This window comes from Marinibium conchae, assembly GCF_015595035.1.
GTDB lineage: Bacteria > Pseudomonadota > Gammaproteobacteria > Enterobacterales > Alteromonadaceae > Glaciecola.
On record NZ_JADNRN010000004.1, the window covers coordinates 22,620 to 46,173 of the forward strand.

General features: G+C 44.0%; 23 protein-coding genes. 4 read left to right on the top strand and 19 right to left on the bottom strand.

Annotated elements, in window-relative coordinates; translation table 11 throughout:
• Positions 1 to 16 precede the first annotated feature (16 nt).
• From ISG33_RS14970 to lpxD, 10 genes are all read right to left on the bottom strand, one after another.
• On the bottom strand, positions 17 to 505 hold the full coding sequence (locus tag ISG33_RS14970) for a phosphatidylglycerophosphatase A family protein (protein ID WP_195734460.1): 489 nt from the start codon (positions 503 to 505) through the stop codon (positions 17 to 19).
• Positions 506 to 1,480 carry a thiamine-phosphate kinase gene (gene thiL, locus ISG33_RS14975; protein ID WP_195734461.1) on the bottom strand — a complete coding sequence of 325 codons (975 nt, stop codon included), beginning with the start codon at positions 1,478 to 1,480 and terminating at the stop codon, positions 506 to 508.
• 3 nt (positions 1,481 to 1,483) lie between these two features.
• Positions 1,484 to 1,906: a transcription antitermination factor NusB gene (nusB, locus tag ISG33_RS14980; RefSeq protein WP_195734462.1), complete on the bottom strand. Its 423-nt coding sequence runs from the start codon at positions 1,904 to 1,906 to the stop codon at positions 1,484 to 1,486.
• On the bottom strand, positions 1,907 to 2,383 hold the full coding sequence (ribH, locus tag ISG33_RS14985) for a 6,7-dimethyl-8-ribityllumazine synthase (protein WP_195734463.1): 477 nt from the start codon (positions 2,381 to 2,383) through the stop codon (positions 1,907 to 1,909). It abuts the gene before it with no gap.
• Positions 2,384 to 2,455: 72 nt separating this feature from the next.
• Complete coding sequence (gene ribBA, locus ISG33_RS14990; RefSeq protein WP_195734464.1) at positions 2,456 to 3,562, bottom strand: bifunctional 3,4-dihydroxy-2-butanone-4-phosphate synthase/GTP cyclohydrolase II; 1,107 nt, start codon at positions 3,560 to 3,562, stop codon at positions 2,456 to 2,458.
• A gap of 65 nt (positions 3,563 to 3,627) precedes the next feature.
• Positions 3,628 to 4,287: a riboflavin synthase gene (locus ISG33_RS14995; protein ID WP_195734465.1), complete on the bottom strand. Its 660-nt coding sequence runs from the start codon at positions 4,285 to 4,287 to the stop codon at positions 3,628 to 3,630.
• A 24-nt stretch (positions 4,288 to 4,311) separates the two neighbouring features.
• On the bottom strand, positions 4,312 to 5,475 hold the full coding sequence (gene ribD, locus ISG33_RS15000) for a bifunctional diaminohydroxyphosphoribosylaminopyrimidine deaminase/5-amino-6-(5-phosphoribosylamino)uracil reductase RibD (protein WP_195734466.1): 1,164 nt from the start codon (positions 5,473 to 5,475) through the stop codon (positions 4,312 to 4,314).
• A gap of 5 nt (positions 5,476 to 5,480) precedes the next feature.
• The gene (nrdR, locus tag ISG33_RS15005; RefSeq protein WP_195734467.1) at positions 5,481 to 5,930 is read right to left on the bottom strand and encodes a transcriptional regulator NrdR; all 450 of its coding nucleotides are present in this window, start codon (positions 5,928 to 5,930) and stop codon (positions 5,481 to 5,483) included.
• A 167-nt stretch (positions 5,931 to 6,097) separates the two neighbouring features.
• Positions 6,098 to 7,354, bottom strand: a complete 1,257-nt coding sequence (glyA, locus tag ISG33_RS15010) for a serine hydroxymethyltransferase (RefSeq protein WP_195734468.1) — start codon at positions 7,352 to 7,354, stop codon at positions 6,098 to 6,100.
• Between the two features lie 196 nt (positions 7,355 to 7,550).
• Positions 7,551 to 8,570: a UDP-3-O-(3-hydroxymyristoyl)glucosamine N-acyltransferase gene (lpxD, locus tag ISG33_RS15015; RefSeq protein WP_195734469.1), complete on the bottom strand. Its 1,020-nt coding sequence runs from the start codon at positions 8,568 to 8,570 to the stop codon at positions 7,551 to 7,553.
• Between the two features lie 185 nt (positions 8,571 to 8,755).
• Here lpxD and ettA point away from each other — a divergent pair, with 185 nt between their 5' ends.
• Complete coding sequence (gene ettA / locus ISG33_RS15020; RefSeq protein WP_195734470.1) at positions 8,756 to 10,420, top strand: energy-dependent translational throttle protein EttA; 1,665 nt, start codon at positions 8,756 to 8,758, stop codon at positions 10,418 to 10,420.
• Between the two features lie 96 nt (positions 10,421 to 10,516).
• On the opposite strand, the gene ISG33_RS15025 is transcribed toward ettA, so the two are convergent.
• Together ISG33_RS15025 and radA are read right to left on the bottom strand one after the other, a co-directional pair.
• Positions 10,517 to 11,254 (bottom strand): alpha/beta fold hydrolase, encoded by a 738-nt coding sequence (locus ISG33_RS15025; RefSeq protein ID WP_195734471.1) that lies wholly within the window; start codon positions 11,252 to 11,254, stop codon positions 10,517 to 10,519.
• 39 nt (positions 11,255 to 11,293) lie between these two features.
• Positions 11,294 to 12,661 carry a DNA repair protein RadA gene (gene radA, locus ISG33_RS15030; RefSeq protein ID WP_195734472.1) on the bottom strand — a complete coding sequence of 456 codons (1,368 nt, stop codon included), beginning with the start codon at positions 12,659 to 12,661 and terminating at the stop codon, positions 11,294 to 11,296.
• A 161-nt stretch (positions 12,662 to 12,822) separates the two neighbouring features.
• Here radA and ISG33_RS15035 point away from each other — a divergent pair, with 161 nt between their 5' ends.
• Together ISG33_RS15035 and ISG33_RS15040 are read left to right on the top strand one after the other, a co-directional pair.
• Positions 12,823 to 15,267, top strand: a complete 2,445-nt coding sequence (locus tag ISG33_RS15035; protein WP_195734473.1) for a PilZ domain-containing protein — start codon at positions 12,823 to 12,825, stop codon at positions 15,265 to 15,267.
• A gap of 107 nt (positions 15,268 to 15,374) precedes the next feature.
• Positions 15,375 to 15,851 (top strand): CreA family protein, encoded by a 477-nt coding sequence (locus ISG33_RS15040; RefSeq protein WP_229333655.1) that lies wholly within the window; start codon positions 15,375 to 15,377, stop codon positions 15,849 to 15,851.
• A 20-nt stretch (positions 15,852 to 15,871) separates the two neighbouring features.
• Here the strand turns inward: ISG33_RS15040 and serB are convergent, their stop codons facing one another.
• The gene (serB, locus tag ISG33_RS15045; protein WP_229333631.1) at positions 15,872 to 16,894 is read right to left on the bottom strand and encodes a phosphoserine phosphatase SerB; all 1,023 of its coding nucleotides are present in this window, start codon (positions 16,892 to 16,894) and stop codon (positions 15,872 to 15,874) included.
• Positions 16,895 to 17,187: 293 nt separating this feature from the next.
• On the opposite strand from serB, the gene ISG33_RS15050 reads away from it, so the two are divergent.
• Positions 17,188 to 17,619, top strand: a complete 432-nt coding sequence (locus tag ISG33_RS15050; protein ID WP_498043317.1) for a hypothetical protein — start codon at positions 17,188 to 17,190, stop codon at positions 17,617 to 17,619.
• On the opposite strand, the gene ISG33_RS15055 is transcribed toward ISG33_RS15050, so the two are convergent.
• From ISG33_RS15055 to lepA, 6 genes are all read right to left on the bottom strand, one after another.
• Positions 17,595 to 18,395, bottom strand: coding sequence for a TatD family hydrolase (locus ISG33_RS15055; RefSeq protein WP_229333632.1), 801 nt, complete (start codon positions 18,393 to 18,395; stop codon positions 17,595 to 17,597). The genes ISG33_RS15050 and ISG33_RS15055 overlap by 25 nt on opposite strands.
• A gap of 11 nt (positions 18,396 to 18,406) precedes the next feature.
• Positions 18,407 to 19,060: a pyridoxamine 5'-phosphate oxidase gene (gene pdxH, locus ISG33_RS15060; protein ID WP_195734475.1), complete on the bottom strand. Its 654-nt coding sequence runs from the start codon at positions 19,058 to 19,060 to the stop codon at positions 18,407 to 18,409.
• Between the two features lie 28 nt (positions 19,061 to 19,088).
• On the bottom strand, positions 19,089 to 19,994 hold the full coding sequence (gene era / locus ISG33_RS15065) for a GTPase Era (RefSeq protein ID WP_195734476.1): 906 nt from the start codon (positions 19,992 to 19,994) through the stop codon (positions 19,089 to 19,091).
• Positions 19,987 to 20,661 carry a ribonuclease III gene (gene rnc, locus ISG33_RS15070; protein WP_195734477.1) on the bottom strand — a complete coding sequence of 225 codons (675 nt, stop codon included), beginning with the start codon at positions 20,659 to 20,661 and terminating at the stop codon, positions 19,987 to 19,989. The genes era and rnc overlap by 8 nt, the downstream gene beginning before the upstream one ends.
• Positions 20,662 to 20,798: 137 nt before the next feature.
• On the bottom strand, positions 20,799 to 21,725 hold the full coding sequence (lepB, locus tag ISG33_RS15075) for a signal peptidase I (protein ID WP_195734478.1): 927 nt from the start codon (positions 21,723 to 21,725) through the stop codon (positions 20,799 to 20,801).
• The gene (gene lepA / locus ISG33_RS15080) at positions 21,725 to 23,521 is read right to left on the bottom strand and encodes a translation elongation factor 4 (protein WP_195734479.1); all 1,797 of its coding nucleotides are present in this window, start codon (positions 23,519 to 23,521) and stop codon (positions 21,725 to 21,727) included. Before lepA ends, lepB begins: the two co-directional genes overlap by 1 nt.
• Positions 23,522 to 23,554: the final 33 nt, after the last annotated feature.

The window sequence follows — 23,554 nt, forward strand, 5'->3', positions numbered from 1 at the left end:
TGTGAAGAAGATCCGCTTAAGTTAAGGGGAAGAAATAGACCAATGCATGCAAACAAAGGCACGCCATGGCCCCAGCAACAATATCATCTATCATAATACCGAAACCGCCATGCACCTTTTTATCGAACTCTCGAATCGGCCATGGCTTTAAAATATCGAAAAAGCGAAACAACAGAAAGCCCAAGAGCAGCGTTGACCAATTGATTGGAACAGCAATAAACACCACCATCATGCCTGCAATTTCATCCCAGACAATGGAGCCATGGTCATGCATTTTCATGTCTGCGGCAGTTTTTCCACATAAGTAAATACCAAACAGAAAACTGATGACTGTGATAGCAAGAAAATAGTACAAATTAACAAAGCTCATGGCAAAGAGCAGAGGTAACGCAGCAATAGAGCCAAAAGTGCCAGGCATCATTGGGATCAAGCCTGAACCGAAGCCTAATGCAAGAAAATGCACAGGATTCTTCATGCTCACTCGTGCTCTGAGTGCTTTGTCCATTTAGGAGAAGTGCTCAAAACCAGCTTTAGCTGAGTCAAAAGTATAAGGCTGGTCGTTTAGACGGCAATCGATTTTGCCTTTCGCACCGGTTATTTGACCAATGCAAGCAACTGGAATGTCATAACTTGAGAGCGCGGTTTCAATATTAACCCGTTGCTCCTCTGGAACAGTAAATAAGAGCTCATAGTCATCACCCGACGTAGCGGCGTAAACCATAGCGTCATTTAAATCAGCAACATTTGCGCCCAAGGCTTGAGATATTGGAAGTTTGTCGAGGTGAATAAGCACGCCAACTTCAGAACTGCTTGCAATATGCTTTACGTCTTGCAACAAGCCATCAGACACATCGATGCATGACGTAGCAATTCTACGCATCGTTGTACCTGCTAAAACGCGTGGTGTTGGAAACCAGTGCCTATTTTTCAGATAGGAGGCGTCGGCCTCATTCGTCACGCGGCGCTCACCCTTCAAAATATCTAAGCCAACCCCAGCGTCGCCCAAACACCCGGTTACCATTAACCAGTCGCCTGACGATGCCCCAGAGCGTGTAATCTGATTGCCTTCTGGAATGAAGCCTTGAGCAGTAACAGTAATACTCAAAGGACCTTGAACTGTATCACCACCAATAAGCTGGAATGAAAAATACTCACTCAGACTATGAAGCTTTTCAGAAAAACTCTTAACCCATTCAGGCTCTATGCTCGGCAACGACAAAGACAAACTCAACCATGCAGGCTCGGCACCCATAGCAGAGAGATCTGATAAGTTGACTGCCACAACTTTATGGGCAATGGCGTCAGGTGAAGTATCTTTTAAAAAGTGGACACCTTCGACCAAGGTGTCGGTGGTAGTCACCAGACATTGACCAGCAGGCACTTTAGTCACGGCAGCATCATCACCTATGCCAATCAGTACATCCTTACGTTTGTAGCCACCCGTTGAAAAGTGCTTCTCTATCAAATCAAATTCTTTCACGGACTAGCTTCTTTCGTCTTTTCGAAGTGTTTTAACCGCTTTGTCCAACACGCCATTGACGAACTTATGGCTTTCTTCAGCACCGAAGGTTTTAGCTAGTTCTATTGATTCGTTTATTACCACCTTGAAGGGCGTGTCAAAGCGCTCCACCAACTCTAGGGTTGCAAGGCGAAGTATGGCTTTTTCGACCGGATCTAATTCTTCAGGTAAACGCCCTAAGTAGGGTTTTATCGTAGCGTCGAGTTCATCGCTTCGTTTTGCAACACCTTTGAGGAGTGCTTGGAAGTACTCCATGTCGACCTTACTCATGTTGTTAGTAGTAGCAATCGTAAGCTCTATTTGCTCAATTGGGTTACCACTCATCTGCCAGCCATAAAGGCCCTGTACAGCTAGTTCTCGAGCCTTTCGGCGTGCAGCAGGTTTCACTCAGTTAGCCTCTTCAATAGCGCTTATAACATTCACCATTTCTAGCGCGCCAAGAGCGGCTTCGGCTCCCTTGTTTCCGGCTTTAGTACCAGAACGCTCAATTGCTTGCTCAATACTATCAGTCGTGATGACGCCAAATGCCACCGGCACACCGAAGTCTAGAGAAACTTGAGCTAAACCTTTATTACACTCACCAGCAACGAAATCAAAATGTGGAGTACCACCGCGAATTACCGCGCCCAAGGCAATAATACCGTCGTATTTTTGTTTTTCTGCTAGTTTCTTAGCGACTATCGGAAGTTCGTATGCACCAGGAACGCGAACGACAGTGATGTCGTCGGTGTTCACCTCTCCATGACGGTCAAGTGTGTCGAGAGCACCATCAAGTAAACTTTCAACAACGAAACTATTAAAGCGCGCAACAACGATTGCGAATTTCTTACCTGTAGCTCGGATGTTACCTTCAATTTCTATCATTTGTGCTCTCCAAAAAAATCGGCGCGAAGTATACCATAGGTCGCGTGATATTTATGCTATTAATTAAAAGTTTTATTTTTCTTCATACACGTATTCGACTACTTCAAGGCCAAAACCTGAGAGTGCAGAATATTTAATTGGCTTGCTTAATAAGCGCATTTTTTGTACACCTAGGCTCGCTAGAATTTGACTGCCAACCCCAACTGTTCTAGAAGAGCCTTGCCAAGCCTTACCTTCAGCAACTTCGTCGTTATCTTCAGCTTGGAACTGCTTCACTTGCGCAATAATATCTTCCTTCTTACCAAGTAATACTAATACGCCACCTTCATCGTGTATTCGTTGCATGGAAGCAGACAGGGGCATTGAACGATTCACAGCGCGCGTTGAGCTGAGTAAGTCACTCAAAGTGTTGTGGAGGTGAACCCTCACTAAAGTGGGCTCTCCTGGATGAATCTCGCCCTTCTTCAAAGCAAAGTGAATTTGCTCGTCGATATTATCTTTAAACGTAATGAGTTCGAATTCACCATAAGCTGTAGGTAACTGACACGTAGCAACTTGTTCAATCGTGGTTTCGTTTAGGTTCCGATATTCAATCATATCGGCAATCGTGCCTATTTTTAAGCCGTGCTTTTTAGCAAATACTTCAAGCTCTGGCCTGCGCGCCATTGTGCCGTCGTCATTAAGAATTTCAACAATGACGGAAGCAGGTTCACAGCCTGCCATTCTCGCTAAATCAACGCCCGCTTCAGTATGACCAGCACGATTAAGGACCCCGCCTTCTTTGGCTATTAATGGGAAAATATGCCCAGGCTGCACGATGTCCTTTGCCTTAGCGTCAGGATTTACGGCGGCCAGTATGGTTCTTGCGCGATCTGCTGCCGAGATGCCTGTTGTAACACCCTCAGCCGCTTCAATGGATACGGTGAAGTTGGTGGAGAACTGAGCATTGTTGTTATCTACCATTAAAGGAAGCTTTAACAACTTACAACGTTCTGCGGTCATTGGTAAACACACCAAACCTCTTGCATGCGTTACCATAAAATTAATTGCTTCTGGGGTAACGTGCTCTGCAGCCATGATAATGTCGCCTTCATTTTCACGGTCTTCGTCATCCATCAAAATGACCATTTTGCCTTGCCTGATGTCTTCAATAATTTCTTGGGTGGTGTTCAACGCCATTGTGCATCTCTTTGTATTCGTGTTTATAAGGAGTCGCTTTATTTGCAAAAGCTGTGCTGTTTAGTCTACTTCAAATATCCATTTTCAGCTAAAAAAGACATGCTTATGTCTGACTTATGAGCATCTGCGGCTTTATCACCGAGCATTAGTCTCTCGAGGTAGCGAGCAACAACATCAACCTCAAGATTGACCTTTGTGCCTTTTTTATACTGACCAATGATCGTCTCTTGTAGGGTATGAGGAATAAGCCAAAGCATAAATGAAGCGCCCTTCACCTCATTCACCGTTAAGCTAACACCATCCACTGTAATAGAGCCTTTGTGCGCAATGTATTTTGCTAGCCCATCTGGTGCTTTCACCCATACTTCTATATAACGTTGATGATCTGTAATGCTCTCTACTACGCCCAAGCCATCTACGTGACCGCTCACAATATGACCGCCGAATCGAGTATCAGCACGCATGGCTTTTTCTAGGTTGACTTCGTCACCGTTCGAATAATTGGCGAACCCCGTATATTTAATTGTTTCGGATGACACATCAACACTGTAAAAATCATGGCCGAAATCAACAACAGTAAGACACACACCGTTGGTTGCAATGCTATCGCCAAGTGCAACATCACTCATGTCCAATTTACCACTAGCAACGGTTAAACGGATATCATCGCCGTGATTAACCAGAGATTTGATCTTACCTTTTGCTTCTATAATACCTGTAAACATAGCGTCTCCTAATCTCAATGATTGCTAGCTTTTAACTGTTATTCTCAGCTTTAGATCGTTTCCAAGTTGAGTTATTTCCGTAAAGCACAAACGTTGCGCTTGAGCGAGTGAGGTAATTTCAGGGAATTCCACTAATGCTCGCGCTTTATTGCCCAGCAGCATGGGGGCTTGATAAACAATGAGCTCATTTACCCAGGCTTCATGGAAAAGTGCGCCGCACAGCTTGGCACCTGCCTCGGTCCATACTCTGTTAATTTGTCGCATAGCTAAGTGTTGCATTATGGCATCGAGGCAAAGGTAGTCTCCCTTTTTGGGAACTTGAACCTGCTCACACTCAGGGCCTGTAAGCCCGTTATTATGCTGGGCATTAAAAACCAAAACGGGCTGACCGTCTTGGAATATTTGATAGTTGTTATTTAAGCGATTTTTGCCATCAATGATGACTCGAAGTGGTTGTTTTTGCCTTGCCTTGAAGGCATTCCGCTGTGCCGATGGCAGAGTATCTGGTCGTACGTTTAGCCTAGGGTTATCACTTATTACTGTATCGGCACCACTCAGGATTGCACAACTATTTGCTCTCTCGATCTGCACGTCGGCACGGGCTGGCTCACCGGTAATCCATTTACTTTCGCCATTAAGCAGGGCCGTTTTTGCATCAATACTTGCCGCGAGTTTTACGCTAACAAAAGGTCTGTCGTGCACTATTCTATAATTAAAAGCGCGATTGATTGATTGAGCTTCTTTCTCCATCAACCCGCTTTGCACGCTAATACCTGCCTTTTCTAGTAAAGCGATTCCTTGATTGTGTACGAGGGGATTAAGATCAACACTTGCGATGACTACTCTTGCAATTTTAGCCTCGATAAGAGCTTTAGCACAAGGTGGCGTGCGACCCGTGTGAGAGCATGGCTCCAAGGTAACGTAAGCAGTTGCTCCTGTTAAACTGAGAGGCGGCGTATCTCCTTGATGAGGTGAAAAGCCAGCAGCTTTAAGAGCATTAACTTCGGCGTGAGCACTCCCCGCTTTAATATGATAGCCCTTTCCTAGCAGTTCATTTTTTGCGTTTACAATAACACAACCCACTGCCGGATTCGGAGTGGTAGAGCAGCAACCTTTTTTTGCCTCTTCTATGGCTAACGCCATCCACTTAGCGTCATCGCTGCTGAAGCTCTTATCTTTATCTTGCATTGTGCTCAGTCGCCGAGTTTGGCGATTTCCTCACCAAACTCACGAATATCTTCAAAGGAACGATAAACCGATGCAAATCTCACATAAGCAACTTTGTCTAGCTCTTTGAGAGCATCCATAATCAAACTACCTATCATTTCACTTTTTATTTCTCGCTCACCCGTTGCGCGTAATGATGACTTGATACGAACAATGCAGTTTTCGACCTGTTCCGTGCTCACTGGACGTTTCTCTAAAGCTCTTTGCAAGCCAGCTCGAAGCTTGTCTTCGTTGAAAGGCTCCCGAGAACCGTCTCGTTTCACCACTCTCGGCATAACTAATTCAGCGGCCTCGAAGGTTGTGTAGCGCTCGTGACACTCCAAGCACTCGCGACGCCTGCGAACCTGCGCGCCATCAGCAACTAAGCGTGAATCAATCACCTTGGTCTCTTGAGCAGAACAAAAAGGACAAAACATCTGTTGTGATCTCCATACTTTCAAACTAAGCGCTACGTTGAAAGTAACATTATAAAACAAAAAAGCCGGCTATTACCGACTTTTCCACTATAACCGCAATAAGCTTAGCGCTATGTTAACTGCACGAATGATAGCACGTACAGGTTACCCTCACTAGCGCGATGAACTTAAGCGTAAACGGGGAATCGAGAACATAGCTCTACCACTTCAGCTTGCACACGCTTCACTACAGAATCATCTTCAATAGCATCAAGCACATCACAAATCCAAGTTGCCACCTGCCCTGCTTCTGCTTCTTTAAAGCCGCGACGAGTGATAGCAGGTGTACCAATACGCAAACCACTGGTCACAAAAGGAGAACGAGGGTCGTTAGGTACCGAGTTTTTGTTCACTGTAATGTTTGCGTTGCCAAGCGCGGCATCAGCATCTTTACCAGTGATGTCTTTGTCAATCAAGTCGAGCAAAAACAAGTGATTGTCGGTACCGTTAGATACAATTTTATAACCTCGCTCTTGCATTACCGCTACCATCGCCTTCGCATTTTTCAAGACTTGTTGCTGATAGCTTTTAAACTCTGGCTCGAGTGCTTCTTTGAATGCAACGGCTTTTGCTGCGATTACGTGGCAAAGTGGACCGCCTTGATTGCCAGGAAAAACTGAACTGTTGAGTTTCTTATACAGTCCTTCATCACCACAAGCAGAGAGGATTAAACCACCTCTTGGGCCCGCAAGCGTTTTATGGGTTGTCGTGGTAACCACGTGTGCATGAGGTAATGGGCTTGGATATACCCCTGCCGCTACCAAACCTGCTACATGCGCCATATCAACCAGAAGGTAGGCACCAACTTTGTCGGCTATTTCTCGGAAGCGAGCCCAATCTACAATACCGGAGTATGCAGAAAAACCACCGATAATCATTTTCGGTTTATGCTCTAGTGCGAGCGCTTCAACTTGGTCATAATCAATTATGCCGGTTTCAGGATGCAAACCATACTGCACAGCGTTATATGTTTTACCAGAAAAGTTAACATGTGACCCGTGAGTTAAGTGGCCACCGTCAGCCAAGCTCATGCCTAGCACGGTATCGTTGGCGTTGATTAAGGCCATGAATACGGCGGTATTGGCCTGAGAACCAGCGTGGGGTTGCACGTTTGCGTAGTCGCAATTAAATAGTTCTTTAGCTCGTTCAATCGCAAGTTCTTCAGCGATATCTACATACTCACAACCACCGTAGTAACGCTTACCCGGATAGCCTTCTGCGTATTTATTCGTTAACTGTGAGCCTTGAGCCTCGAGCACTCTCGGGCTACAGTAGTTTTCAGAAGCGATTAGCTCGATATGATGTTCTTGACGATTATTTTCTTTTTCAATTGCTGCGGCTAATTCTGGATCGAATTCGGCAATATTCATTTTACTTGAAAGCATGTGTATCTCCTGCTGAGCTGGTCGCAGGCTAATTTCTGAAGAGCAAAACGGTTGTATTTTGAAAAAACACACCTTGATGAACGCAGTAAATTAGCACTAAAAAACGGTGGTCGCGTTACTTTAAAGCGCACATTTTAAGCATTTTATGCCGCTTGTATAGCGCTTTATTGGAATTAAATATAAGTAAACGTAAAGCTTACTTATTTAGTCCTTCTAAAGCTTTTACCCTGTCGACTAATTTATCGATTTGGCGCAGTCTTACGGTGTTTCGTTGCCAGTCTCTATTAGGCTGCACCGGCATGCCCGACGAATAAATACCAGGCTCAGTGATCGACTTGGTAACCATACTAAAGCCAGTTACCTGGACCTTATCGCAAATATCGATGTGCCCATTTATCACGCAAGTACCAGCAACCACTACATACTTGCCAATATTAGCGCTTCCAGCGATACCCGTGCCGCCGCAAATGCAGGAGTGGTCGCCAATCGTAACGTTATGTGCGATCTGTACGAGATTATCAATAATAACGTCGTTTCCTATAATTGTGTTGTCGAGAGCGCCACGGTCGATACTTGTGTTTGAGCCAATTTCACAGTCATTGCCAATAACAACACTGCCAGTTTGTGGGATCTTCACCCACACACCTTTATCGTTTGCATAACCAAAACCGTCGGAACCAACCACTGTGCCGCTATGAATAGACACGTTGTTCCCAATAATTAGGCGGTGATACAAACTCACATTTGCGCGCAGGTTCAAATCATCGCCTATACGGCACGCCTCGCCTATTGTGGTGTTGGCGCCAATCTTTGCGTTTTTGCCAATGATGACATCACGCTCAATCACCACTCCAGCAGCGATACTGGCATTTTCACCAATTACAGCGCTTTCATGAATCGTCGCTAGTGGCGATATGCCATTTTCTGGAACTGGCGTTGTATCGAGCAATTGCGCAGCCTTCGCAAACGCCACGTAAGGGTCGGAATGGATGATTTTATTTGTTGTGCAAAACTCAGCATCATCGCTTCTTAATATCACTGCAGAGGCTTCAGTTTTTGCTAATGCCGTTTTGTATTTGCTGTTGGACAAGAATGAAAGCTGGCCTTTTGCTGCCCCTTCTAGAGTAGCCATACTCAATATCTCAATATCGCCATTGCCTATTAACTCGCCACCAATGCGGGCAACAATTTCTTGTAAGGTAAATGTCTTTGTCATAAGGGTTCCAAAAGAAAACTAAACTTTCGCGATAATAGCATAGATATTTGCTAGCACTTAAGCACCAATGTCCTTACAATTCATATTATTGCAACGCCACGTAATTTATGGGCGCTAACACTTAAGAGGCTATGTGCGCAGTGTCTCAACTATCTACAGTAACCTAATTTAAAGAGAGGAAAATCATGGCTCAATATGTATATAGCATGCATAGAGTGGGTAAAATTGTTCCACCTAACCGCCAAATTCTTAAAAATATCTCACTTAGCTTTTTTCCTGGCGCAAAAATCGGTGTGTTAGGTCTTAATGGCGCGGGTAAATCTACCTTGCTTCGCATTATGGCTGGCGTTGATAGCGAAATTGAAGGGGAAGCCATTCCACAACCGGGGCTAAAAATAGGCTATCTGCCGCAAGAACCCAAATTAGATGAAACCAAGGATGTGCGCGGCAATATAGAAGAAGCCGTCGCTGATGTAGCACATGCACTAGCACGGCTAGATGAAATCTATGCTGCCTACGCTGAGCCAGATGCAGATTTTGATGCGCTAGCAAAAGAGCAAGGTGAAATGGAAGCCATTATCCAAACAAAAGACGGACATAATTTGGAGAACGCTCTTGAGCGTGCTGCAGACGCTTTACGATTACCTCCTTGGGATGCCGATGTAAGTAAGCTATCAGGTGGAGAAAAACGTCGCGTTGCGCTGTGTCGCTTACTTCTTGAAAAGCCTGAAATGCTGCTGCTTGATGAACCAACTAACCACTTAGACGCTGAATCAGTTGCTTGGCTCGAACGTTTCTTACACGACTATGAAGGCACTGTAGTTGCGATCACCCATGACCGCTATTTTCTTGATAATGTTGCGGGATGGATACTTGAGCTCGACCGTGGTCAAGGTATTCCATGGGAAGGCAATTATTCAAGCTGGCTAGAGCAAAAAGATGCTCGACTACAACAAGAAGAGCGTAGCGAAAGCGCTCGTCAAAAATCGATTAAGCAAGAATTAGAGTGGGTAAGAAGTAACCCTAAAGGTAGACAAGCCAAGAGCAAAGCCAGAATGGCACGCTTTGAGGAACTCAACACCGGCGACTATCAGAAACGAAACGAAACCAACGAACTCTTTATTCCACCGGGTGAACGCTTGGGTGATAAAGTGATTGAAATTAGCAACCTGAAAAAATCCTATGGCGATCGATTACTCATCGACGACTTAAGCTTTAAGGTTCCTAAAGGTGGCATCGTCGGTATTATCGGGCCAAACGGCGCAGGTAAATCAACCTTATTTAGAATGCTAACTGGGCAAGAAAGTCCTGATTCGGGCACAATAGACATCGGTGATACTGTTCAGTTATCGAGCGTAGACCAGTTCCGCGACCATATGGATGGCGATCAAACGGTATGGCAGGAAATATCCGACGGTCAGGATATTATCCGTATAGGTAATTTCGAAATTAACAGCCGTGCTTACTGCAGTCGCTTTAATTTCAAAGGCACAGACCAACAAAAGTTCGTTAAAGACTTATCAGGGGGTGAGCGCAACCGCGTTCACTTAGCCAAGCTATTAAAGGCTGGCGGCAACGTACTACTGCTCGATGAGCCTACTAATGACCTTGATGTTGAAACCCTGCGCGCACTCGAAAATGCAATACTTGAATTTCCAGGTTGTGTAATGGTTATTTCGCATGATCGCTGGTTCTTAGACAGAGTAGCAACCCACATTATGGATTACCGTGATGAAGGTAACATTAACTTCTACGAAGGTAACTACAACGAATATGAATCTTGGTTGAAAGAGACCTATGGCCAAGACGTCGTTGAACCACACAGACTAAAATACAAGAGTATTGATTAGTCGAGAAACCTGCAGCTGGCTACCTTGCCAGCTCCAAGGCGGCTATGGTTCATATAGCCGCTTTCATCCCTTTTACTCGTTCACAAGCGCTTAGCGTTATGCCAATATTGGGTTAATCAACAACTCCGCCAAAGCCTCGCTCTGTTCCAAAGGCATCATATGCCCAGCGCCATTGAGCACACTTACCCGCATATTCGCATAGCCTTTACTGGCCGTTTCTACTTGCGTAGGTGGCGCAATAGTGTCTTGCTCACCCACAATAAATTGAATAGGGATGGGCAGTTTTGCCAGTTCCGGTAGCAGGTTTTTCCTATTTGCGGTAGCAGATGTTTGTGCTAAAAGTGTGCTAGCCCCCAAGTCGTTCGACATTGTGACAATGCTATCAACCAAGGCTTTATCAGCTCGGTTTTGCTCATGCAGCATTGCTTCAGCTTTTGAATTTGGCATACCTTTATAGCGTTTATCCTTGATGAGTTTTGTTACTAACTTACGTTGGGCCAACTCCTCATCGCCCAATGCCTGTGCAGAACTGTTGAGTAGGGTTAGGGACGCAATTTTGAAGCCTGCTTTTTGAGTCTTTGATTGCTTAAATGCGTCAAGGGCTGCCAACGCAGCAACATAGCCTCCCATCGAATAACCGAGCAAGTGAACGGCTTGATCAAAATAAGCGATGCGGTCATTGCTCAACGCCATCATTTGTTCCAAATCCTGAGCCCACTGCAAGGGTACAAAGGCCTTAGAATCCAATTTAAGGCTTTGCCATAAGGGCATGAAAATTCTTTCATCGCAGAGCGTTCCCGGGAAAAATATCACGGGCTCAGAACGACTAAACATAAAAAATCCTGTGTGTTACTTGAGCGTAATGCAAGCTTATCATAGAGCCTCTAAGGCTTGAGAAAGTCTGCTTACCGCAACAATTTCGATACCCGGAATTTTTTGTTTCGGCACATTCGCCTTCGGCACAATCGCGCGCTTAAATCCATGTTTCGCTGCTTCGGCAATTCTCTCTGTCCCATTGGGTACAGGTCTTATCTCTCCCGATAGACCTACCTCTCCAAAAGCAATCAATTCTTTCGCTAAGGTGTGATTTCTAAAACTTGATACCATCGCTAGAAGCAGGGCCAAGTCGGCTCCCGTTTCATTTATTTTGACACCGCCAACAACGTTCACAAACACATCTTGGTCGTTCATCTGGACATTACCATGGCGATGCATCACTGCAAGTAACATGGCTAATCGGTTTTGGTCTGAACCAACGGCAACACGCCGGGGGTTGGCTAATTGCGAATAGTCTACTAGTGCTTGAATTTCCACCAGCAATGGCCTTGTACCTTCCCAGATAGTCATCACGATGCTACCTGGAGATGATTCTTCCTCACGGTTTAAAAAAATTGCGGAAGGATTAGACACTTCTTTCATGCCTTTTTCCGTCATACCGAAAACCCCAAGCTCATTAACCGCACCAAAACGATTCTTCGTACCACGGAGTGTGCGATAACGACTATCGCTCTCTCCTTCAAGCATCATTGAACAATCAATGCAATGCTCAAGCACCTTCGGACCAGCCAAGCTACCGTCCTTCGTTACATGACCAACCAAGAACATAGCAATATGATGCTTTTTAGCAAAGCGAGTTAAGGCTGCGGCGCTCTCTCTCACTTGTGACACACCGCCGGGTGCAGATTGAATATCACTCATGTGCATAACCTGAATAGAATCTATTACCATGATGGTAGGCTTATGCTCTAAGGCTAATTGGCAGATAGTGTCGACATTCGTTTCAGCTAAGAGCTTAAGTTTATCATCTGGCAACTGAAGCCGCTTTGCGCGCATTGCGACTTGCTGTAATGACTCTTCGCCAGTGACATATAAGGTAGAGTTTTGCTCTGCAAGCAAACACATTACCTGCAACAAAAGAGTACTTTTTCCCGCACCAGGAGAGCCACCAATTAACATCGCTGAACCGGGCACAATACCGCCGCCTAAAACTCTATCTAACTCTTTAAAGCCAGAGCTAAAACGAGGCAGTGCTGCTAAGTCGATTTCATTAAGTACTTCCACTTTTGCAGTCGTTAATCCAGCGTATCCGCCACGGCTTGCAGGTACACTTTTCGTCGCTGAATTTTCGAGAACAATTTCACTTAGGGTGTTCCATTCTCTGCAGTCATTACATTGCCCTTGCCAGCGTGGATGCTCTGAACCACATTCAGTGCAAACAAAAGCCGTTTTTCTTTTTGCCATTTATTGGTAGTCTTCTAATATAAGCGAAAGGATAATAATTGAAGAGTACCTAATTTCAGCGCAAAAATCTTTGGAGAAATAGGCTATTTTGTCGATACTTAAGCATGCACTATTAAAAGAGTGCATCTGTCAGTTTTACACAGTTTACAATTAAGGGTTGCATGTCTAACGAATTAGCAGAATTTAAAAGCCTGATAAACCAATTAGCACCACATGCAGATAAGCCTGAATTTAATCGATTGTTAAACGAAGCCACTGGCGATCTGACGAAAGAAAAACGCTTTTTGTTGAAAATGGAAATGCGACGTTTAGCAAAGCCATGTATACGCGCCATCGACCTTAGGATGCGAATAAGCGAGCAATGTGAATTGATATCTTTTCAGGGTATTACTCATTATCTTCATGCTCCTGCTATATCCTTATTTGAGAACTTATTAAATCGCTATGGCCAATACACATTTGGCGTATACGAAGCGGTTTTATCGCTTGCAGAAGACGAACAACGTGGTGATATTTTTGAATTAAGCGCTTCCAATGACTTTATTGAGGAGCTGCCTGCAGGACGAGATGACAACTACCTCGTCGAAAACATCGCCTTACTAGATGTCGAACATCGTTGTGAAGAGCGCATGAATTATGTTGTTGCGGTAGAGCTGTTCTTTGAAAGTGGGGAAAGTATATTTGCCAGCTCTATCGATATTGGCACCAGAGGTCTCAAACTTAAGTTAAAAGATACCGACCAACTTGAGTTGATTAAGGCAAAATCGCAGGTGCTTATCGTTTTTAGAGGTTTTGTTCCTGAGTCGGGGCTCAACAAAGAAGCAATTCCATACAAGGTAATAAAAGTTACCGGTCATTCGGAACAAGCACGTATTCATCTACAGCGTTCTCTTGAAGACGGTCCCAGCGATTTTAATGAGTATGTTTCTAAACTCATAAAAGCAAATAAGCGACGCTACAAAGTTAACCTTGATAACGTGATAGATGCTCTCGAAAATAAAATATACGAGCAAGCTTATAGCAGCACAACACCTGCACTTTCGGTGTTCGTAGATACCAAAGATCACGCCTATCCTATTGCCAAATATGCTTGTATGAACGGTACAAATAAGGAAATTTTAGATTACTGGCTCGATGAAAATGACCATCAACGCATAGGTTACTTACTCAATCCCAAACGCATACAAACACTGGTAAGTAGCCGAAAAAACAAAAAACACTCATGGATCTATGCTTTTACACATATAAAAGATGGCAAAGTCTATTTTTATTCCGCATCTCAGGCAGAGTTGGAAGACAATATCGACCTTAAACAGGTGTTTTTAAGCTATGCCTCACGCCGAGTAAGTTGGCGCGTTTATCACCTTAGCTATCAAGACATCGACCATAAGTCGGCGCATGTTAAAAGCTCGGTGCCCTCAGGTATTACTCGAAAGATAGATAAGTTAAATCGGCCCCTTACTGCGCGCTTAGAGTCTAAACTGCAACATCTTTCGCTTATGATTAATATAGCGGATGTTACTCACCTTATTGGTCAGCAGTGCTATCAAAAACTCGATCTAGAGCGCAATAAGGTAAAACAACTAGCCGTATTTGGGCATGCGCGAAACAAGCCACCGCATGAGCTACTATCGTTTAGATACAAGCAAGAAGAGTTAAGAAAAGAAACTCGTTATAAGTTGCGCACTCCTGTGAAACTTGAAAACTATAACGGTGCTGCACAAGCAGTGAGCGAAGACTGTTCTGTAAGCGGTTTGAAAGTGGAACTAGATGAGCCTTTCGAAAGTCGCATAAATTCAAAAATTAGCGCTTCATTTCCAGAGCTACAAACTAAGACTAATCAGTTTCTGTTAGAAAACCTCAAATATAGGGTGCGTCATATTAGCTACGATAAGCTAGTGCTCCACTTAGAAGCTATTTCAGAAGATGAATTAAGTGTTGCTGAGCAGTTTTTTAGCCTACTCATTCGCTCAAATAAGGACAAACTTAAATCAGTGAGTAATGAAGAGACGGTTCCAGGCATGGGACATGCCCTACGTTGTTTACAAGCCAGCTATAGTGCTGATTTTTGTGTTTACTTAATTAAGCAGCTTGGTGATTACTACCCAATAAAGACGAGTATGCAGCACCGCCCCGCAAAATGGATGAACATACTCTTGCATGATACGCCTGCGCACAAAGTAAACTTGTCGTGGCTATTTCAAGACAAGCACAAGCATGACGCCTTTGTTCGCGAAGCTCTGCGTAAACTAAGAACGGAACCGCGACAAGTTGAGGCTGAACTCTTCATATTTTTTGATCCCAAGGAGATTGAATATGATAAAGCGGTTGAAGCAAGATGGGAGAATGAGCTCGCGACTCACCGCTCGAAGGTACAATTCATTCGCAAAGCACAAGAAAAAGGTCAGTTTTTTGCTTTTAATGTGCATGTTAATAGAGCGACTAAACCCGACACCTCATTTTTAGACCAGGAATTACAGTATTTGAGTCGATATGCCATTCACCGAGCTAAACAACTTGAAGAGCACATGTGGGATATAGCTGGCCAGCTTTTCCTCAACGAGGTGACCGACGAAGTACTGTATCGCTATCTGCAAAACAACTAAGTCTTTTGCTTTCCAAGTAAAACTCGCGCTAGTATGAACAAAGAAAATAACTTACGAATGAGATGAGAATGAGAACGATGCTTAAATTCGTGTCTGTGCTTGAAAGCATGCAACGCGGTTTGAAACTAGCGATATTGGGCTTTGCTTTTTGTGCCTTAGCCGCATGTGATAATTCTGAGGTGGGAGATGTGTCTTTAGGAGTCTTCACCACCCAAGATATCAAGCTCAACATTTTAATAGATCCACTGGTACCTGGGGTCACCTGTCATGTTGCAAGTATTGAAGCAAATCTAAGTTTAGCGGATCCTTCAGATAGCTCGATTTCGTGTAGACAAACAGGCCAAATCACTGCGATGATGATCGCGCAAATCGACAAGAGTAAATCTGGCGAGCTTGTGTTTAAAAAATCAAAGAGCATCTTTTTCAAATCCCTAAAAATCAGACGCATATATGATGCAAACTCTCAAACCTTAATGTACGTGTCTTACTCAACCAAAGAAACATCCGGTAGTTTCAAGCACAGCCTCTCTACTGTGCCACTTTGGGGCACTGAGGCATACCAAAACAAGCCAGAGGCAATATAGGCCCAAAACATGGATTTAAATCAACCAAGAAGATAAAGCAGCGCCTCAAGCCCAGAGAATCTCACTGCGTTGTCGGCCTTTTCCTGCACTTGCGGCTTGGCACGAAAAGCGAGGCCAGTTCCGGCTCGTTCCATCATAACTAAGTCGTTGGCGCCATCCCCAACAGCGATAGTTTTTGATAAAGGAATAGCATGTTCTTCGGCACTGTTTTGAAGGATATCTGCTTTTGCTTGCGCATCTACTACACTACCCAATACTTTACCGGTGAGACGATCATCTTTCACTTCCAAGACATTGCTATAAGCGGCATCAAAGCCAAAATGAGCTTTTATATGGTTAGCAAAATAAGTAAAGCCACCCGATGCAATCACCAGAGTCCAGCCTTGACCCTTTAATTCGCTGATAAGTGCAGCGAAGCCAGGCATATATGGAAGCCTCTGACGGATATTTAACAAAGCACTGAGCTCAACACCAGCTAAGCAATTAACTCGATGATACAAACTCTCGGAAAATGCTATCTCGCCCTGCATTGCCTTTTCAGTAACCTCTGCAACCTGCTCTCCTACTCCAGCGAGCTTGGCGATCTCGTCAATGCACTCCATTTCAATCAGCGTGCTATCCATATCAAATACAACTAATCCTGCATCGGCGATATTAATTGGGGGCTTAATAAAAACATCAATAAAAAATAATTCACTTAGCATACGAGCTTTAGATTGCAGGTCTTCGTCAATATTGCTCGAAAACTGCATGTTGAGTACGCTTTTATCTAGGTAACAATGATATTTGTTTTTCGTAAACTCAACATTATCGGTGCGTAGGGAAAGTGCTTCAACAATACTTTGTAATAGGGAAAAATTGAAACCGGCACCGACTAAAATCAGTGTGTGAATCTTGCTTTCTTCACCAGCTGACAAAGCTGCCTTGCCAGCAGACCAAGCTGTATTCGTTATATTAAAGCTTAAGTTGCCATGGGCTGACAAAAGAGTGGCAAAGTTGAAGGTGTTTAGGTCTTGTTGTTGAGCGTGAGATATGACTTGCAAGAGTTTTCCAGCTAAATACAGGGTTTGTTAAATGATAACCAAACAATGCAACTAATAAAACAAAGACTTGGCAAAAACCCCTAATTCACCTATTGTGAACGCTTCAAAATTTCAAAAAGTGAGTATCTCAAAGCGTGTTTGCACCTCAATCGAGTAAATTTTCTATTATTAAGCGTATTTCCAATTTTATATTGGCCGTATTAATAGTGATTATTTGTGTCAATCTATGGCTGATGCACACCAAGAATGCTTACGAGTGGTATAGTTTAGAGTCGGAGCAATTAGGAAGGAGTTTGGCTTCACAAGCAGCAAGAATGTTGGCTGGGCCCTTGAGTAGCGGCGATACAACCAGTATCGAAAATTACGTTAATACCATTGAAACGGATAGCTTTGTTAAAGGTACCTCTTTGTTCGATGCAAACGGAAAAGTCATCAAGAGCTTCAACGAGGACTATAGCGTGATTGAGCAGTTCAGAGTGCTCAACGAGCCACCACTTATTTTTGTTGAAGACATTGTTTTCGATAATAGAACCATCGGTTATGTGAAATTGCTGCTCGACCGCGACGGCATTATCGCTCATCACGAAGCCTTTAATCAGAACCAACTGATTCAAACCATACTAGCAATGGTACTTACTGGTTTTTGCGCCGCTATAGTAACCCGGCTGTTCTATAAGTTTCGGGAAAACTATTGGCTTCATCAGCGCGAGAATAAGAGCGAATAATTCCTACACGTCACCGTTGCAACTTCTTGTATCGTACATGCCTTCAATTGTGCGAGGGCGTCTGCAACTCGCGGTAATTGAACAGGCGAGTTTCTTTGGCCCTGAAAACCATTCAAGGGCATGTCTGGTGCATCAGTTTCAAGTAATAGGTGTTGCAGGCTTATCGACGCTAAGGCATTTCTGGTTTTTTGTGCTCTCGGATAGGTGATGGTGCCCCCAACCCCTAAGTAAAAACCAAGATCGATATAGGTTTTAGCCAGTTCAACGCTCCCTGAAAATGCATGAATGAGGCCTCCGCCTTGAAACTTAGTTTTTTTAAGTAAACGTATCAATTGATTGTGGGATTGCCGATGATGCAAAACAAGAGGTTTATTAAGTTGTTTAGCGACTTCAATCTGCATTTGAAGAATGCGCGCTTGTATAGGCATATCGAGCATTAACACGCTATCGAGACCACACTCACCTATCGCGACTATTTTGTGTTGGTAGCTTTCAGCCAGTTCACAAAAATCGCCCCTAAGTTTGTCACTTCCCTCTTGCAAAGCTGCTTGCATAAAATAAGGATGGATCCCCAGTGCGATATCGATAAAGAGTTCGGGAGTACTAATACGAGTTTGCAAATCGAGTAGCTTGTTGAACTGCTTATTGTCCAAGCCCGGGATAAGAATTCCCTTTATACCATGATCAGCAGCATCCTTTAGCACTTGTGCTCGGTCGTGATCAAAAGCAGCAAGATCGAGGTGACAATGACTGTCGATAAGAGGCAGGTTAAGCAAGGCTCACCATTCTAGGGCATGAGGCGCTGGGTTTGCCAAGAGCCGTCGGCAGCTTTGGTATATTCGAAGCGGTCGTGTAAGCGATGCTCACCACCCTGCCAAAACTCTATTTCATCGGGCTTCACTCTAAAACCACCCCAAAAGTCTGGTAATGGCACCTTCCCTTCAGAGAATTTTTCTTTCATTTGCATGAATTGGCTAACAAGTAATTCACGAGTCGATATTGGTTGGCTTTGCTTCGACGCCCACGCACCAATTTGGCTATCGTTGGGACGAGAGAAAAAATACTTCGCGACTTCTTTGCGACTCAATGCCTCAGCTATACCATTAACTCGCACTTGCCGCTCCATAATATACCACGGGAAATGCAGTGATACCTTGGGGTTCTTCGCAAGATCTTGAGCCTTTCGGCTGCCAAGATTGGTGTAAAATACAAAGCCTTCATCTGACAGATCTTTTAATAATACGATGCGCTGACTCGGCCTGCCCTCGCTATCTACCGTTGCCACCGTCATTGCATTTGGCTCCGGCAGCTCAGCCTCCAATGCTTCGTCAAACCACTGTCGAAAAAGCGCTATTGGATTTTCTTTCAATGTGCTAGCGCTTAAGCGGCCAAGTTTATATTCTTTTCTAAGTTCACTGATTGCTTTATTAGATTTACTCATCGACGCGCTACCTGTAAATTCGCTGTGTTTAGCCTTTATAGTCGTTATCGTAACCTAAAGATCGCAATGCTCGCTCGTCATCAGCCCAACCAGCTTTGACCTTGACCCATAGTTCGAGGAACACTTTGTTATCAAACAAAGCCTCCATATCTTTGCGTGCTTCGGCGCCCATGGTTTTAAGGTGGCTACCGCCCTTTCCTATGATCATTCTTTTCTGGGTTTCTCGCTCTACCAATATTAAGCCATTGATATGATACACCCCTGATGGTGTAAGTTTGAATTGCTCGATTTCAACCGTAGTTGAATACGGTAGCTCGTCGCCAGTGAAGCGCATTAACTTTTCTCGGATAATTTCTGCAGCCATAAAACGACTTGAGCGGTCGGTGATGTAGTCATCGGGGAAATAAAAGTCACTCTCAGGTAACGATTCCAACACCAGCTGGCGTAAGTGTTCTATTTGCTTACCTTGCTTGGCACTGACTGGAATCAGATTGTCAAAATTATGCTTTTCACCTAAAAACTTAAGCTGGTCCATCAACTCTGCTTTATTTTCAACCTTGTCAGTTTTATTCACCAGTAGCCAACAGGGGAGATTTGCTTGCTTGATCTTATTCAGCACCATTTCATCGTCGTCTGTCCAACGTGTGCCTTCTACAACAAACAGTACTAAGTAAACTTCACCGAGCGAACTTGAGGCAGCACGATTCATTAGCTTGTTAATAGCACGCTTTTCGTCAGAGTGCAGCCCTGGTGTATCGACATATATCGCTTGACGATTATCTAGAGTATCAATACCCATAATGCGGTGACGTGTAGTCTGAGGTTTTCGAGAGGTGATGCTAACCTTTTGACCCAATATTTGATTCAGTATTGTTGACTTCCCAACATTTGGGCGCCCTACTATTGCCACCATCCCGCACTTTGTATCAGTCATGACTTAGTTTCTCTAATGTTATTTTGGCTGCATTCTGTTCGGCTTGGCGTCGGCTTTTTCCCACACCTTTATTTACTGAGTTCAAGGGTTCAACAGTACAATTTACTTCGAAAGTTTGGGCATGATCTTTGCCCTTAATCGATACCACCTCATATTGGGGGAGTGCTAATTGTCGGGATTGTAAATATTCTTGTAGCTGCGTTTTATTGTCTTTTATTTGAATATTCGGGTCGAGTTTTTCGAGTCGCGAAGCAAAAAGCTTGTTAATTGTATTACTTGCCGCATCAATTCCACTCTCCAGATATATAGCACCTATCACCGCTTCGACTGCATCAGCTAATATAGAGCTTCTACGATGCCCGCCGCTTTTCATTTCACCCGAGCCTAATTTAAGATAGTCTCCGAATTGATGCTCTTTGGCTATTAGAGCAAGCGTATCACCTTTTACAATAGAAGAGCGCATCCGAGTAAGTTTACCCTCTGGTTCATTAGGAAACTGCTGATAAAGTACATCAGCAACAACCATTCCCAGTACGGCATCGCCAAGAAACTCAAGGCGTTCATTATGAACTTTAGCAGCACTTCTATGCGTAAATGCTTGGTCTAACAGGCTAATGTCAGAGAATTGGTAATCGAGGGCGCTTAGTAGCTTTTTATATGATTTCATTGTTTATCTTATTGATACCCTTAAGGTTTGCACCATCACTGATGACGCAAAAAATAACAGTATATTGATGACCACAAACTGAGAACTGTGGCACTAAAAACGAGTGAGCGATAGTTATACTAAAGCTCCCTCACTAATTATTGAATACCGCCGCTGCGTTCAAAGCGAATACCAGATGGAACCCACGTGGGTAAAAAGTCTTCTGGTTGACGATCGAACTCGAAGCTTACCCAAATTAACACGGCTTTACCTACGAGGTTATGTTCAGGGACAAAGCCCCAGTAGCGACCATCTTCACTATTGTCACGGTTGTCGCCCATTACAAAATATTCACCCTCTGGCACAATATACTCATCCATCATGGTGCCTGGTTGTTTATAATATCTCCCCACTTCTGCAGGGTGACCAGGATCGACAAGAATGCCGTGCTTCTTATCACCTTCACCTTCATTAAACTCCATCAAGAACTTTCTTCTTGCAATATAGTTCGTTTGACCAACAAACTCTTGTGGAACAAGTTCTTCACTTGGACAAGGGCTTTGCCCTTCACAAGCTTTTGTTAAATAGACTTTTTTATCTCGGTACACGACTTTATCGCCAGGAAGCCCTATCACTCGTTTGATATAGTCGAGGCTTGGATCTTCAGGGAACTTAAACACCACAACATCACCACGCTCAGGGCTCCCTGTTTCGACTAGTTTGCTTCTGAATATCGGGTCTTTAATACCGTAACTAAACTTCTCAACGAGAATAAAATCACCCACTAATAGGGTTGGCATCATTGAACCAGACGGTATTTGAAAAGGCTCATACAAAAAGGAGCGAAACACCATGACCAAGGCAAAAATAGGAAAGAATTGTTTAGCATTATCGACCAGCACTGGCATGTGAGGGTCGGCCTCTTCACCGACAAGTTTCACACTTACGTCATTGCCAACAATGGCTTGACGTTCGGCTATTGCAGCAGCCTTGCGTTTACCAGCAAAAAACACAGCATCAATTAACCAGATTAAGCCCGTAATCGCAGTCATTGCGACTAAAAAGATTGCGAAATAATTTGCCATTAATTATCTACCTTCAGAATTGCCAAGAACGCATCTTGTGGCAATTCAACGTTGCCTACCTGTTTCATTCTTTTCTTACCATCCTTCTGTTTTTGAAGGAGCTTTTTCTTACGACTGATATCGCCACCGTAACATTTTGCAATAACGTTTTTGCGCAGCTGTTTCACAGTACTTCGAGCTACAATGTGGTTGCCAATAGCTGCCTGAATCGCAATATCAAACATTTGTCGAGGAATGATCTCTCTTAGCTTTTCAACCAAATCACGCCCGCGATATTGTGCATTTTCTTTGTGCGTGATAAGCGCCAGTGCATCCACTCGTTCGCCGTTGATCAATATATCTAAACGAACCATGTCAGCGACATTAAACTTTGAAAAATTATAGTCCAGAGATGCAAAGCCACGACTCGTCGACTTCAATCTGTCAAAGAAATCTAGAACAACCTCCGCCATTGGCAGATCGTAGGTAACCGCAACTTGCTTACCATGGTATGTCATTGCGGTTTGTACCCCTCGTTTCTCAACACAGAGTGTAATAACATTTCCCAGATACTCTTGAGGAACAAGAATGTTCGCGGTTACGATCGGCTCGCGAATTTCTTCAATATCGTTTATTGGTGGTAATTTAGAAGGGTTGTCAACTTGAATCACATTGCCTTTAGTGGTTTTTACTTCATACACAACGGTGGGTGCCGTAGTGATCAAATCGAGATCATACTCACGCTCAAGACGTTCTTGAATGATTTCCATGTGCAGCATGCCCAAAAATCCAATCCTAAAACCAAATCCTAGTGCGGCCGAACTTTCTGGCTCGTAGAATAACGAGGCATCATTTAAGCTTAATTTAGCAAGCGCATCCCTGAAATCTTCGTAATCGTCAGAACTAACAGGGAACAAGCCAGCATAAACTTGTGGTTTTATCTTTTTAAAACCGGGAAGCGCTTTTTCAGCAGGAGCTCTCGCCAAAGTAATGGTATCGCCCACTGGCGCACCGTGAATTTCTTTTATTCCCGCAATAATGAAGCCAACCTCGCCGGTACTCAATACGCCAGTATCAGTTTGCTTAGGCGTGAACACACCCACTTTATCTACCTGATGAACCACGCCGTTTGACATGATTTGTATTTTGTCTTTGGCTTTTAATTCACCTTGAACAATTCTTACCAAAGATACAACGCCTTGGTAATTATCGAACCATGAGTCAATGATCAGTGCTTGCAGAGGCGCATCTTTATCTCCAACAGGAGGCGGCACTCGCTTCACAATTTCTTCGAGCACATCTTCGATGCCGATGCCCGTTTTTGCAGAGCATCGCACTGCATCAATTGCGTCAATGCCAACGATATCCTCTATTTCTTCCGAAACCCGCTCTGGTTCTGCTTGCGGCAAATCGATTTTATTCAGTATTGGCACAACTTCCATATCTAAATCGATCGCAGTGTAACAATTTGCTAGGGTTTGAGCTTCGACGCCCTGACCAGCATCAACAACTAACAAAGCGCCCTCACATGCGGCTAGTGAGCGAGAAACCTCATAAGTAAAATCGACATGCCCGGGCGTGTCGATGAAATTTAGTTGATATTTTTCACCATCTTTAGCTTGATAATAAAGTGTTACGCTTTGTGCCTTGATTGTGATCCCGCGCTCCCGCTCTATATCCATAGAGTCCAACACTTGGGCTGACATCTCGCGGTTGGTTAAACCGCCACAGGTTTGAATTAAGCGATCGGACAAGGTCGACTTACCGTGGTCGATATGCGCAATGATACTGAAGTTGCGAATGTTCTTTAACTGCATAAATTTAGCTTTATACCTTGAGGTTTACGGCGA